Genomic DNA, 12,034 nt, shown 5'->3' with positions numbered 1-12,034 from the left:
GCCGGCCTTATCGCAGGCAAGCCAGCTCCCACATGTTGAATGTGTGAATGCATTCAACATGTGGAAGCTGGCTTGTGTGGGAGCTGGCTTGCCTGCGATGGCATCACCGCAGAGTGAAGGTCAGCGGTGTGTTTAGAGGGCGATCGGCTTGCGGCCCGCGAACGAATGCGCCAGCGTCCCGCCATCGACCAGTTCCAGCTCGCCACCCAGCGGCACGCCGTGGGCGATGCGCGAAGTGATCAAGCCTTTGTTGCTCAACAGTTGGGCAATGTAATGCGCCGTCGCCTCGCCTTCCACCGTCGGGTTGGTCGCCAGGATCACCTCAATAAACGTGCCCTGCTCTTCAATCCGCGTCACCAATTGCGGAATGCCGATGGCTTCCGGCCCCAGGCCGTCCAGTGGCGACAAATGCCCCTTGAGCACGAAGTAGCGCCCTCGGTAGCCGGTCTGCTCCACCGCGTACACATCCATCGGCCCTTCCACCACGCACAGCAGCGTGTCGTCGCGGCGCACGTCGGCGCATTGCGGGCACAGGTCTTCTTCGGTGAGGGTGCGGCATTGGCGGCAGTGGCCCACACCGGTCATGGCCTGGCTCAGGGCCTGGGCCAAGCGGGTACCACCGCTGCGATCACGCTCCAGCAGCTGCAAGGCCATGCGCTGGGCGGTTTTCTGGCCCACGCCCGGCAAGGTGCGCAGGGCGTCGATCAGTTGGCGAATCAGGGGGCTGAAGCTCATGGGCAAAGGTCCGACAAAACAACGAGACGCGGTTTATACCCGCGCCCCGGATTAGCGTCAAATGCTCAATCCTGCGCGACGCGCACCACCAACTTGCCGAAGTTGCGCCCCTCCAGCAAACCGATAAAGGCTTCAGGCGCCTGCTCCAGGCCGTCGACCACGTCTTCGCGGAACTTGATCTTGCCGTCCCGCACCCACGGCGCCATGGCGCTGAGGAATTCAGGCTGGCGATCGCCATAGTCATCAAACACGATGAAACCCTGGATGCGCACGCGCTTGGTCAACAAGGTGCGTTGCAATGCCGGCAAACGGTCCGGGCCGCTGGGCGCTTCGTGGGCGTTGTAACCGGCGATCAGCCCGCACAGCGGAATACGCGCCTTGGCGTTGAGCAATGGCAGCACCGCGTCAAACACCTTGCCGCCGACGTTTTCAAAATAGATGTCCACGCCTTTGGCGCACGCCTGGGCCAGTTCGTTGGCGAAATCATCGCTCTTGTGGTCAACACAGGCATCAAAGCCCAGCTCATCGACGACGTAGCGGCACTTGTCGGCACCACCGGCGATGCCGACTACGCGCAAGCTCTTGAGCTTGGCCACTTGCCCCACCACCGAGCCCACCGCGCCAGAGGCTGCAGCCACCACCAGGGTTTCCCCGGCCTGGGGCTGGCCAATGTCCATCAGGCCCATGTAGGCGGTCATGCCCGGCATGCCCAATACGCCCAAGGCCATCGACGGGCTGGCGAGCCCATTCGGTACCGGGATCAGGTTGCGACCGTCGGAAATGCTGTGGCTCTGCCAGCCGGTGGCACCGACTACCAGGTCGCCCACTTCAAATTTCGGATTACGCGATTGCTCGATACGGCTGACAGCGCCGCCGGTCATCACTTCGTCGATTTCCACCGGTGCGGCGTAGGACGGCGCGTCGCTCATACGCCCACGCATATAGGGGTCGAGGGACAAATACAGGGTTTTCAACAGCACTTGGCCGTCTGCCAGCTCCGGCAGGTTAACGCGCTCCAGGCGGAAGTTCTCCGGGGTCGGCGCGCCTTGCGGGCGAGAAACCAGGACAATGCGCTGGTTCAGAATCGGTTCTTGAGGCATCAGAGGCTCCTTTAGCGAATTCATCGGTACAGGGTGCAGACCCCGTTTGCCGGGCGAGGGTTCGATTGGATCAACACAAACAAAAATGCCAGGCACATGGCCTGGCATTTGAGTCTAGCCCTTGGCTGGACGATCAGAACGGCATCTTCATGCCCGGCGGCAGTTGCATGCCGGCGGTCACGCCGGACATTTTGTCCTGGCTGTTGGCTTCGATCTTGCGCACGGCGTCGTTGACGGCCGCAGCGAACAACGCTTCAAGCATTTCCAGGTCATCTTCACTCGCACCTGGCAGTACGCTTGGGTCGATGCTCACACGCTTGATGTCGTGACGACCGGTCATCACCACGCTGACCATATCGCCACCGGCTTTACCGGTGACTTCGGCGTTGGCCAGCTCTTCCTGCATCTTGGCCATTTTTTCCTGCATCTGCTGCGCCTGCTTCATCAGGCCGGCCATGCCACCTTTCATCATGGGAATCACCTCAAAAGTACGTGGATCAAGTTAGTAGCCCGGTGTCATGACGCTTGGGGCACCGGGGCGTCGACAGGTTCAATAGTATCGTGACGGACCACCGCACCAAACTGTTGCATCATTTGCTGGATGAGCGGATCGGCGTGGATCGAGTCCTCGGCGTCCTTCTGGCGGTGAATGCGCCGGCGGGTCGCGGCCTGGGCCGGGGTTTCCTGCTCGGGCTTGATCAGTTCGATGGCGATGGTCAGCGTGCGCCCATGGTACTGGTTCAGCGCGTCGTTGAGGCGGCGCTGCTGGGTCGCGTTGAACAGGGCGCTGTGGGCCGGGTCCAGGTGCAACAGCCAGTGGTCGCCCTCTATGGAGATCAGGGTGCAGTTGGCGGCGATGCTGCCGGTCATGCCGGAAATCGGCAGCTTCGGGAATAACTCCAGCCATTGCAGGGCCAGGCCGGTCGCCGGGGCCGCAGCCGGTTCCGCTTCGGGCTCGGGGGCTGGCTCTGCCGTGTGTTCGCTGGCCAATTCGTCCAGGTAGCTGTAGGCCGAATCCATGTCCGGCTCGATATAGTCTTCGTCCAGCGGCGGCTCGTCGTCCAGATCGATGCCCGGCGTGGCGGCGTCGACTTGGGCAACGGTCGGCTCTGGCACGGGCGCTGCGACCCACTCAGTCGCGGCGGGCACCACACTGTCCGGCGTCGGCGTGGGCATCGGCGTCAAATCGGGCTGCTCGCCGATAGTCTCAAGCACAGGCTCAACAAACGGCTGCAACTCGGCTTCGGCCTCTACGGGGTCATTCCACGGCAAATCGACCACCGGGGCTGGCGCATGCTCTGGCTCTGGCTCTGGCTCTGGCTCTGGCTCGACGACCGCTTGCGGCTCGGCCACGGGCGCGGCCACCACAGGCTCAGGCGCCGGAGCAACCGGGGCAGGCGCAGCCACTACTGGCGCGACAACTGCCGCGCCAGCCACTGGTTTGGCGGAATCAACTGTGGCCTGGCTGATCCCCACTGACTTTAGCGGCTGTCTCGGCGCATCTGCCGAGTCCGCGGGCCGGAAGGCCAGCATTCGCAGCAGGACCATTTCAAAGCCGCCGCGCGGGTCCGGCGCCAGGGGCAAATCCCGGCGGCCGATCAGGCCCATCTGGTAATAAAACTGCACGTCTTCGGCCGGCAACGCCTGGGCCAGGGCCAACACGCGGTCGCGGTCGCCATGCCCGTTGTCGACGCCCTCAGGCAAGGCCTGGGCGATGGCGACGCGGTGCAGCACGTTGAGAATTTCCGAGAGCACGCCGTTCCAGTCCGGGCCTTGCTCCGACAAGTGGCGCACGGCTTCGAGCAACGCCCTGGCGTCACCCTCGATCAGCGCGTGCAGCACGTCGAACACCTGCCCGTGGTCGAGGGTACCGAGCATGGCGCGCACGTCGGCGGCCATGACCTTGCCTTCACCGAAGGCGATGGCCTGGTCGGTGAGGCTCATGGCGTCACGCATCGAGCCATCGGCGGCGCGGCCAAGCAGCCACAGCGCGTCGTCTTCGAACGGGACGTTCTCGACGCCCAGCACGTGGGTCAAATGCTCGACCACACGCTCGGGGGTCATGTTTTTCAGGGAGAACTGCAGGCACCGCGACAGAATCGTTGCAGGAAGCTTCTGCGGGTCGGTGGTGGCCAAGATAAATTTGACGTAGGGCGGCGGCTCTTCCAGGGTTTTCAACAGGGCGTTGAAGGAATGGCTGGAGAGCATGTGCACTTCGTCGATCAGGTAGACCTTGAAGCGGCCCCGGCTCGGCGCGTACTGCACGTTGTCGAGCAGCTCGCGGGTATCTTCGACCTTGGTGCGGCTTGCGGCGTCGATCTCGATCAGGTCGACAAAACGCCCTTCGTCGATTTCCTTGCACACCGAACACGTGCCGCAAGGCGTGGACGTGATACCGGTTTCACAGTTCAGGCACTTGGCGATGATGCGCGCAATAGTGGTCTTGCCCACCCCCCGCGTACCGGTGAACAGGTAGGCGTGGTGCAGCCGCTGGCTGTCCAAGGCATTGATCAGAGCCTTGAGCACATGGGTCTGGCCGACCATTTCGCGGAACGAGCGCGGACGCCATTTACGTGCAAGAACCTGATAACTCATCGAAAACCGTCGCAACTGGGAAGCGGAAGCCGGTAATGCTAGCGGAGCAAGGGGGAAATTGCATCCGGCACGCTCGTCTAATCTGACTAAGCGCATCGAGTTGAGGCCCAGAAGGCCTGAACCTGAGCGCTTTATGGATGATTTCCGTTACCCGCCTCGCGGCACCTGCGCCTGCGTCTGCGCCTGCGCATGCCCAGCCTTAGCGATTGACCGCCAGCGCCCTTCCAGGCTGATGGCCGCCACACTGGCGAGCACGATCACTGCGCCGAGCATCACCTGCACGCTGACGTGCTCGCCGAGCAAGGTGGCGGCCATCACCATGGCGACTGGCGGAATCAGGTACATCGCCACCGAGGCACGGCTGACGTCCACGTGTTTCAACACAAAGCCCCAGGCCACATACGCCAAGGCGCTCGGGAAAACCCCCAGCACCAGCACCGCCAGGTTCTCCGGCAAAGGCGCGCGTACCACGGTGGCCGGCAGTCCTGGCAGGTTCACGCAGAGCATCAAGGTGCCTGACCAGACCATGTAGCACGCCATGGTCAGCGGGCTGTAACGGTGGGCGTAGTGCTTTTGTATCGCGAAATACACGCTCCACGACACCGCCGCCAGCAGAATCAGCAGGCCACGCGGGTCGATATCCCCCACGCCGTGGTCGCCCCAAATCACCACCAGCACGCCCGCCAGCCCAAGCAGCACGCAACTCCAGCGCCACACACTGACCCGCTCCTTCAAACAGAAAAACGCAATCAACACACTGAACAGGGGCGCCGACTGCGCCAACACACTCGACGCCGCCGCCGTGACCCACTGCTGCCCGCTATTCAGGCAGGTGTGGTGCAGGAACACGCCAAAAAAACCCAGCACCAACAACCAGGGCACGTCCCTTGACTGCGGCCTGCCAATGCCCACCACCAGCGCCACGCCGCCCATGAACACCGAGGCGATCAAAAATCGCAGCAATGCCAGCTGGCCCGGGCTATAGCTGTGCAGGCCCATGTGCACACCGATGGGCGAATACGCCCAGCAGAGGATGACGCTGGCAACGACTAGCGTAAGCTTCAGGGGGGGCGGGGTATTCATCGACGGCATCCGGATACGCAGAAGGAGTGCCGCCAGTCTTGGCCCGGGCAAAGCGCAGGACAATTAAGCGTTTCTGACTTCAGATATCACTGGAACTGAGCAATGGAACTGGCCCAACTGAAAATGGTGCGAGCCGTGGCGCAAACCGGCAGCGTGGCCCAGGCCGCCCTGCAATTGCATTGCGTGCCGTCCAACATCACCACGCGCATCAAGCAGCTGGAAAGCGAGTTGGGCACGCCACTGTTTATCCGCGCCGGGCGTGGGCTGGCGATCAGTGCCGCCGGTGAGATCTTCCTGGATTACTGCGAGCGCATCCTCGCGCTGGTGGATGAATCCAAACGCGCAGTGGACGCCAACGCGATTCCCCGTGGCACCCTGCGCATCGGTGCGGTGGAATCCAGCGCTAGCGGGCGACTGCCACCGCTGCTGGCCGAATACCACCGGCGTTATCCGGATGTCAGCCTTGAACTGGTGACGGGCGCGTGGGCCGGGTTACTCGATGACTTGCAACATCACCGTCTGGATGTGGCGCTGGTAGCGGCTGGCGCAAAGCGCGCCAGGCTCGAACACAGCGTGGTCTACAGCGAACGCCTGGTGCTGATTGCCAGCGCGTCCAGTGAGCCGATCAACAGCGCCGAGGACTTGGCCGGCCGCACGCTGCTGGTATGGCCACCCGGCTGCCCCTACCGCGCGGCGCTGGAAAACTGGGTCAAGCCCCATGATTTCAAGCCGAGCATCGCCAGCTATGCCAGCTGGGGCACGATCATCGGCTGCGTCAGCGCGGGGATTGGCGTGGCGTTGGCGCCGGAAGGCATTATGGCGCGTTACGCGCAGGCCAATCAGCTGGCTTCGTACCGGTTCGAAGAATTACAGGCCGTGGATAACCTGCTGTTTTGGCACAAGGACACCCAGCGCCATTTGGCACGCGATGCATTTGCCGAGCTGCTGCGGGAAACGTTCGGCTAACCGGTAACATTCCCTTTCAGTTATTCTTTCGCCAAATTGATTCTAAATGTAAGGGACTACCATGAATTACTTCCGCGTTTTAATGGCGGCGGCCGCCTTGAGCCTGCCTGCTGCCAGTGCTTTTGCTGCTGCCACGCCCGCCCCTGCGCCTGTTGAAGCCAGCGCACCGGCCGAAACGGCCGAGCATTTCCTCGCCTCACTCAAACAGCAGACCGGCACAGTCACCCTGCCCGGTGATATCGCCACCCTCAAGCTCAACGACGAGTTCTATTACCTCAACCCGGCCGACACCGAGCGCTTGCTAACCGACGGCTGGGGCAACCCGCCGGGCTTCAAGACCCTGGGCATGATCGTGCCAAAAGCCGTCAGCCCGCTGGCGGAACGCGGCTGGGGCGTGATCGTCAGCTACAACAACGACGGGCACATTTCCGACGAGGACGCGGCGAAAATCGACTACGCCGAACTGCTCAAGCAAATGCAGGAAGAAGACGAAGAAGAAAACAAGGCCCGCCAAAAACAGGGCTACTCCGGCCTGCACCTGTTGGGCTGGGCCGAGCCGCCACATTACGATGAAGCCACCCACAAAATGTATTGGGCGCGTGAGCTGAAAGCCGATGACGCCCAGCAGACGACCCTCAACTACAGCATCCGCGTGCTCGGCCGTGAAGGCGTGCTGGAACTCAACGCCGTGGCGGCCATGGCCGACCTGCCGATCATCAAGCAGGAATTGCCCAAGGTGCTGGCCTTTACCAACTTCACCGACGGCAACCTGTACACCGACTTCAACCCAAGCACCGACAAGGCGGCGACTTACGGCCTGGCTGCCTTGGTTGCAGGCGGCATCGCCGCCAAAGCCGGGCTGTTCGCCAAGATCGGCATCTTCCTGCTCGCCGCAAAGAAATTCCTGGTGATTGGCGTTGTGGCGCTGCTCGCATTCGTGCGCAAACTGTTTAATCGCAACAAGGGCTGAACCTGGACACAAAAACGCCGCAGCGTGGCTAGCACGCTGCGGCGTAGAGGATTGGCTCAGTGCTGCGCAGGCGGCACAGACAGGCGACTGTATTGATCGCTGCTGATCCAGCCGGTGTAGGTATGATCCCTGGCGTTGGTGTATTCAACCTCGGCCCAGCCATCCTTGAACGCCAGCACCCCCACTACATCATCCTTGACGATGTACGGGCGTTTTGCCGCATCGTCGCCAGGCGCTTTGAGCAGGTAGGCCTTGTCGGCCGAGACCGTCACCAGACCAATCCACTGCGTGCTGGCGGTTTGGGTCAACTCCAGGCCCGTGGCGATTTCCGGCATCAGCACGCTCATGCAGCCAGGGTGCTGACGGCCCTGCTCCACGGTCAGGGTCACGCCATCGGACGACGCGGCCACCGTGCCGGGGTAGACCTCGTCGAGCCAGGTGCTGAGCGCTTCGGGCGCGCCTTGCAGGTAGAACGCGCAACTGCGTGTTACGCCCACGCCCAGTGTTTCGGCGTAATAGCCTTCGACCTGGTGCTGGGGCGTCACGGCCAGCATCAGCCCTTCGTACTTGCCCGAATGCAGGGCGGTTTCGTCCGCAAATGCCGGCGCCACAGCGCACAACGACAACACACCCATTGCTAGAATACGCGTCATCTTATTTTTTCCCTTCCAATGCTTCGTAGGCATTTTTGATACGCCTGTCATAGTCGCCGTAATCCTTGCCGTTATAGTTGCGCGCCATGGCAACATAATCTTTATCTTTCATGGCCGTGATCAATGCCGGGCTTTGGCTGCAAAAACTGATAAACGCCTTAAGTTGATAGCCAGCATTAATCTTTAATGCCGCGACAAATTCAAACACGGTTTTGTAACCGCATGAAGTGAAGTTGAAACCCATGATCTGAAACATGCCCCAGGACGCCGACATCAGCGCCGCTTCCTGATCCAGCGCAAACGCGGTGGCCATGGTTTCCCAGGCCTTGGTCTGATCCTTGTTATTGGTTCTCCACTGCGGCCCGGCCTTCATTACGTAGACATAGGACAGCAACGGGTGCGCCTGATCGTAGATATGCTTGGTGTACTTGCGAAACAGGTGACCCTCAAACGCAATCACCGGCAACTTTTCCGGCCCGAACCCCGAGCGCCCGCCGGACTCAACGGTGGCAAACGCCTTGACGATATTCACCGAAATACCGCTGCCCAACTGCGTTGCGGCGTTCTGGAAGTCGGTGTCGGTGAGGGTCATGCCCCCGTCGCATGTGGCCTGGAGTATCAATTGACGGTTGCGCCGCTCGGCCTCCACCATCGCGCGCATACGGTCCAGGTAAACGTTGACCGTGGCCTGCACGGCGTCGCCGTTGTTATTGCCGAACACATTGAGAAAGCTCGGAATGCGTGCCGTCGGGAAGGCGTTTATCGGCACCTTCATCGCTTCCTCAATCAGGCTGTTGAAGGTTCGACCGGTGGGGTCGATCACGCCATCGGGATGGGCATATTTAAGGTGGCGGAACTGATACTGGCTGATGCACTGCACCAACTGGCCGTCGCACTTGCCGTTTTCGGCCAGCGGAAAACCCATCTTGGGGATGATTAAATTGAATAAATACTGGATGCACTGAACATCGGCAGGCAAGTTGCGCGCTTTCCCCGGAGCGCCGACTGAAGCACTGATAAGACGGGGCAACCCTTGCAGGCTTTTCATGACAGACGTCCTTGTTAGTCAGCGAAGTGATAGCACTTCAATCTCAAAGCAGCGCACTTGTCATATTCTGAAACAAATGGCTCGCGCAAGCTAACAAGTCTGTTTTGGCTTGTCCAGTGGGCGCATTGATAGCGGTGAGAAAGCAATCAATGCGCCGCGTAATCAACACAAGAGAGTGCTTACACCGCTATTTTTTCTGTTCAAGCGCCTCATAGGCTTTTTTAATGCGCTTGTCGTAGTCGCCGTAGTCGTCGCCGTTGTAATTGGAGGCCATGCCCACATAATCCTTGTTCCTCATCGCTTTGATCACGGGCGGGGTCTTGCTGCAAAAACCGACGAACGCCTTCAGGTGATTGCCAGCGTTGAGTTTCATCGCGACCACAAAATCGGTGACGTTCTTGTAACCGCAGGCGGCGAAGTTAAAACCCATGATTTGAAACATGCCGTACGAAGCTGACTTCAGGGCGGCCTGCGGGTCTAGCTTGAATGCGTCGGCGAGGGTGCGCCAGGCTGTGGCCTGGTCCCTGTTATTGGCCTTCCATTGCGGGCCTGCCTTGACCAGGTAAGGGTACGACAGCAAGGGGTGAGACTTGTCGTACTTGTTCCCGGTGTACTTGCGGAAGGTGTGCCCTTCAAACGCAATCACCGGGAGCTTGGCTGGCCCGAAGCCGGAACGTCCGCCGGACTCAACGGTGGCAAACGCCTTGATGAGGTTCACCGAAATACCATTACCCAGTTGGGCGGCCGCATTCTTGAAATCTGCCTCGGTCAGCGTGACACCACCGTCGCACGTCACCTCTGTCAGCCATTGCTGCCGGTCTTTCTCAGCCTGAACTGGCACTTGCACGGCAGGCGTCGCCTTGCCTGCGTCCTCGACCAGGCTCTTGAAGGTCTGGCCATTGGCATCAATCACGCCGTCGGGGTTTTTCGCCTTCAGGCGAGCAACTTGATACGCACTGATGCGCTGGACCAACTTGGGGCCGGACTTGCCGTCCTCCACCAGGGGCAAATCGGAGGTGGACTTGATCAGATTAAACAGATGTTGAATGGATCGAACGTCGGCAGGGTCGTTAACGGCCTTGCCTGGCGTGCCGACTGAAGCTTTGATAGAAACGGGTAAACCTTGAAGGCTGGTCATGGCAATCATCCTTAATCAGGGAATGAGTGCCTTCACTTCTTCACTACTCCAGCACGGGGTCGCTTACCTGAATCACGCTAGCAGGCGGCATGCAGTTGTCCAGTGGTCATCGACGGCGCAATGAGGCTTGGCAGTTAACTGAGCAAGAAATATTGAGTTGAAACAGAGGGGGTACTGCGAGGAAGAGCGTTATGGAGGCAACCCCACCAGCCACACCCCGGCACACAATGTTCCCGCTGTGGCTGCTGCCTTCCGGCTCTGACCAGGTTCACGGGTAATCGTTGCGGGGGGACCGATGGGGTCACCATAACGACGCCTGCCTCTCGGCAAGCGGGGCCATTGTACCGATCTCATCGGAAGTTACAACCGTTGGTTCGGGATTAAAAATATCCGCTGGTTCAAGCACTTGCCTACGGCCTCGCACCTTGTGGGAGCCGGGCTTGCCCGCGATGTCAGCGACTCGGTGCATCAGTGATATCGCGGTGACGCCATCGCAGGCAAGCCAGCTCCCACACACAGCAACTTATTGCGCCTGTACGACCTCATCCGCCCGACCACCCTCCTCCTGGATCACCAGATGGATGAAGTGCAACTTGGCGATCACCGCCGGCGGCAGCACAAAGGGGTAAAAGTCCGGCTGCCCCATGCTGCGCGACAGTTCGTTGAGCATGCCGGCCAGTTCGATCCAGGCGTTGACGAACGACAGGAATGCCGTGCCGCCGGGGTGTGCGGGGTCATAGAGCGTGGAGAGGGGAAATGGCTGGTAGTCCAGGTCCATCTCGCGGGCGCTCATGCCAAAGCCAAGGGCGGTGTCGACGGCGTCCATCATGTGCAGGTAGTGGGCCCAGGTTTCCGCCCAGTCTTCCCACGGGTGCATGGTCGCGTAGGCGCTGACGCAGGTTTGCTGCCAGTCCGGGCGCGGGCCGTTTTGGTAGTGCTGGTCGAGGGCATCGGCGTAGCTGGCGCGTTCGTCACCGAACAGGCTGCGATACGCTTCGAGCCAGTGGCTATCAGCGATCAGCCGATCCCAGTAGTAGTGGCCAACCTCATGCCGAAAATGGCCGAGCAACGTGCGATAGGGCTCACGCATTTGCACACGGACCTTTTCGCGATGAGCGTCATCGGCTTCCTTGATATCCAGGGTAATCAGCCCGTTGGAATGGCCTGTCATCGGCGCATTGCCTTCCAGGTCGATGCCGACAAAGTCAAACGCCAGGCCGGTGTCTTCGTCGACACTCTTGGGCACCACGCGCAGGCCCAGGCTTATCAGTTGCGCCACCAGCCGATGCTTGGCGGTTTCGACCTTGCGCCAGCGATCGTGGTTTTCCGGGATGGACAGGTCGGGAATGGTACGGTTCAGGCTGCACGCCACGCACAGCGGCGCAGTGCTGTGGGCCGGGATCAGCCAGTTACACGCGGCCGGGGTATCGAGGTTGGCGCAGCGGCGAAAGGCACCGGCGTCAAGGTTGTCGTCCGCAAGCCAAGTGTCGGCGACGGGGCCCGGCTGAAGGGATGAAACGCGGCTTTGTTGCGGCTGGTAGCCCAACAGCGCCTGGCAAGCCAGGCACTGGCTGTTGCGAAAGAATAGAGGTTGCCCGCAGCGGCATTGCCATACCTTGCTGTTGCGAGACGACCCGGCTACGAACGGTGCTGCGATGCGCGAACTGAGTTGCTCGAAGTAGCGGAACATGGCGGTCTCTCCTGGTTGACAGAGACTAGATCATCTCACGCAGGATATCGTTCACT

Annotated in this window: 11 protein-coding genes and 1 other RNA gene; 2 read left to right on the top strand and 10 right to left on the bottom strand. The window is 60.8% G+C overall.

Annotation, left to right across the window (positions count from 1 at the left end; all coding sequences use genetic code 11):
* Nucleotides 1-132 precede the first annotated feature (132 nt).
* The 5 genes from recR to Q7C20_RS09885 all read right to left on the bottom strand — a co-directional run bounded on the left by recR (nucleotide 133) and on the right by Q7C20_RS09885 (nucleotide 5,513).
* Nucleotides 133-735, bottom strand: a complete 603-nt coding sequence (recR, locus tag Q7C20_RS09905; RefSeq protein WP_348059925.1) for a recombination mediator RecR — start codon at nucleotides 733-735, stop codon at nucleotides 133-135.
* 65 nt (nucleotides 736-800) lie between these two features.
* Nucleotides 801-1,835 (bottom strand): NADP-dependent oxidoreductase, encoded by a 1,035-nt coding sequence (locus Q7C20_RS09900; RefSeq protein WP_375067011.1) that lies wholly within the window; start codon nucleotides 1,833-1,835, stop codon nucleotides 801-803.
* A gap of 133 nt (nucleotides 1,836-1,968) precedes the next feature.
* The gene (locus tag Q7C20_RS09895; RefSeq protein WP_078738519.1) at nucleotides 1,969-2,307 is read right to left on the bottom strand and encodes a YbaB/EbfC family nucleoid-associated protein; all 339 of its coding nucleotides are present in this window, start codon (nucleotides 2,305-2,307) and stop codon (nucleotides 1,969-1,971) included.
* A gap of 44 nt (nucleotides 2,308-2,351) precedes the next feature.
* Complete coding sequence (gene dnaX, locus Q7C20_RS09890; RefSeq protein WP_375067009.1) at nucleotides 2,352-4,430, bottom strand: DNA polymerase III subunit gamma/tau; 2,079 nt, start codon at nucleotides 4,428-4,430, stop codon at nucleotides 2,352-2,354.
* Nucleotides 4,431-4,577: 147 nt separating this feature from the next.
* Nucleotides 4,578-5,513 carry a DMT family transporter gene (locus Q7C20_RS09885; RefSeq protein WP_375067007.1) on the bottom strand — a complete coding sequence of 312 codons (936 nt, stop codon included), beginning with the start codon at nucleotides 5,511-5,513 and terminating at the stop codon, nucleotides 4,578-4,580.
* Between the two features lie 102 nt (nucleotides 5,514-5,615).
* Here Q7C20_RS09885 and Q7C20_RS09880 point away from each other — a divergent pair, with 102 nt between their 5' ends.
* Both Q7C20_RS09880 and Q7C20_RS09875 read left to right on the top strand, forming a co-directional pair.
* The gene (locus tag Q7C20_RS09880) at nucleotides 5,616-6,479 is read left to right on the top strand and encodes a LysR family transcriptional regulator (protein WP_375067005.1); all 864 of its coding nucleotides are present in this window, start codon (nucleotides 5,616-5,618) and stop codon (nucleotides 6,477-6,479) included.
* Between the two features lie 61 nt (nucleotides 6,480-6,540).
* Nucleotides 6,541-7,449: a DUF2167 domain-containing protein gene (locus Q7C20_RS09875; RefSeq protein ID WP_375067003.1), complete on the top strand. Its 909-nt coding sequence runs from the start codon at nucleotides 6,541-6,543 to the stop codon at nucleotides 7,447-7,449.
* A gap of 56 nt (nucleotides 7,450-7,505) precedes the next feature.
* Here Q7C20_RS09875 and Q7C20_RS09870 read toward each other — a convergent pair whose 3' ends face one another.
* The 5 genes from Q7C20_RS09870 to Q7C20_RS09850 all read right to left on the bottom strand — a co-directional run bounded on the left by Q7C20_RS09870 (nucleotide 7,506) and on the right by Q7C20_RS09850 (nucleotide 11,978).
* Nucleotides 7,506-8,102 carry a hypothetical protein gene (locus Q7C20_RS09870; RefSeq protein WP_375067001.1) on the bottom strand — a complete coding sequence of 199 codons (597 nt, stop codon included), beginning with the start codon at nucleotides 8,100-8,102 and terminating at the stop codon, nucleotides 7,506-7,508.
* Nucleotide 8,103: 1 nt separating this feature from the next.
* The gene (locus Q7C20_RS09865; protein ID WP_375067000.1) at nucleotides 8,104-9,150 is read right to left on the bottom strand and encodes an N-acetylmuramidase family protein; all 1,047 of its coding nucleotides are present in this window, start codon (nucleotides 9,148-9,150) and stop codon (nucleotides 8,104-8,106) included.
* Nucleotides 9,151-9,337: 187 nt separating this feature from the next.
* Complete coding sequence (locus Q7C20_RS09860; RefSeq protein ID WP_375066998.1) at nucleotides 9,338-10,288, bottom strand: N-acetylmuramidase family protein; 951 nt, start codon at nucleotides 10,286-10,288, stop codon at nucleotides 9,338-9,340.
* Nucleotides 10,289-10,489: 201 nt separating this feature from the next.
* Nucleotides 10,490-10,586, bottom strand: an RNA gene (gene ffs / locus Q7C20_RS09855) — signal recognition particle sRNA small type.
* A 225-nt stretch (nucleotides 10,587-10,811) separates the two neighbouring features.
* Nucleotides 10,812-11,978, bottom strand: a complete 1,167-nt coding sequence (locus Q7C20_RS09850) for a putative zinc-binding metallopeptidase (RefSeq protein WP_375066996.1) — start codon at nucleotides 11,976-11,978, stop codon at nucleotides 10,812-10,814.
* Between the last annotated feature and the right edge of the window lie 56 nt (nucleotides 11,979-12,034).

The sequence above is a fragment of the Pseudomonas sp. AMR01 genome, assembly GCF_041946035.1.
GTDB classification, from domain to species: Bacteria; Pseudomonadota; Gammaproteobacteria; order Pseudomonadales; family Pseudomonadaceae; genus Aquipseudomonas; species Aquipseudomonas antarctica_B.
Note: the sequence above shows the minus strand (reverse complement) of the source record. Positions and strands in the feature narration are given on the sequence as shown.

Bases quoted from the DNA above. Each gene is read 5' to 3' on its own strand.
- Q7C20_RS09860 (WP_375066998.1), bottom strand. From the start codon at position 10,288: ATGACCAGCCTTCAAGGTTTACCCGTTTCTATCAAAGCTTCAGTCGGC.
- Q7C20_RS09900 (WP_375067011.1), bottom strand. From the start codon at position 1,835: ATGCCTCAAGAACCGATTCTGAACCAGCGCATTGTCCTGGTTTCTCGC.
- Q7C20_RS09865 (WP_375067000.1), bottom strand. From the start codon at position 9,150: ATGAAAAGCCTGCAAGGGTTGCCCCGTCTTATCAGTGCTTCAGTCGGC.
- Q7C20_RS09870 (WP_375067001.1), bottom strand. From the start codon at position 8,102: ATGACGCGTATTCTAGCAATGGGTGTGTTGTCGTTGTGCGCTGTGGCG.
- Q7C20_RS09875 (WP_375067003.1), top strand. From the start codon at position 6,541: ATGAATTACTTCCGCGTTTTAATGGCGGCGGCCGCCTTGAGCCTGCCT.
- dnaX (WP_375067009.1), bottom strand. From the start codon at position 4,430: ATGAGTTATCAGGTTCTTGCACGTAAATGGCGTCCGCGCTCGTTCCGC.
- Q7C20_RS09895 (WP_078738519.1), bottom strand. From the start codon at position 2,307: ATGATGAAAGGTGGCATGGCCGGCCTGATGAAGCAGGCGCAGCAGATG.
- recR (WP_348059925.1), bottom strand. From the start codon at position 735: ATGAGCTTCAGCCCCCTGATTCGCCAACTGATCGACGCCCTGCGCACC.
- Q7C20_RS09850 (WP_375066996.1), bottom strand. From the start codon at position 11,978: ATGTTCCGCTACTTCGAGCAACTCAGTTCGCGCATCGCAGCACCGTTC.
- Q7C20_RS09880 (WP_375067005.1), top strand. From the start codon at position 5,616: ATGGAACTGGCCCAACTGAAAATGGTGCGAGCCGTGGCGCAAACCGGC.
- Q7C20_RS09885 (WP_375067007.1), bottom strand. From the start codon at position 5,513: ATGAATACCCCGCCCCCCCTGAAGCTTACGCTAGTCGTTGCCAGCGTC.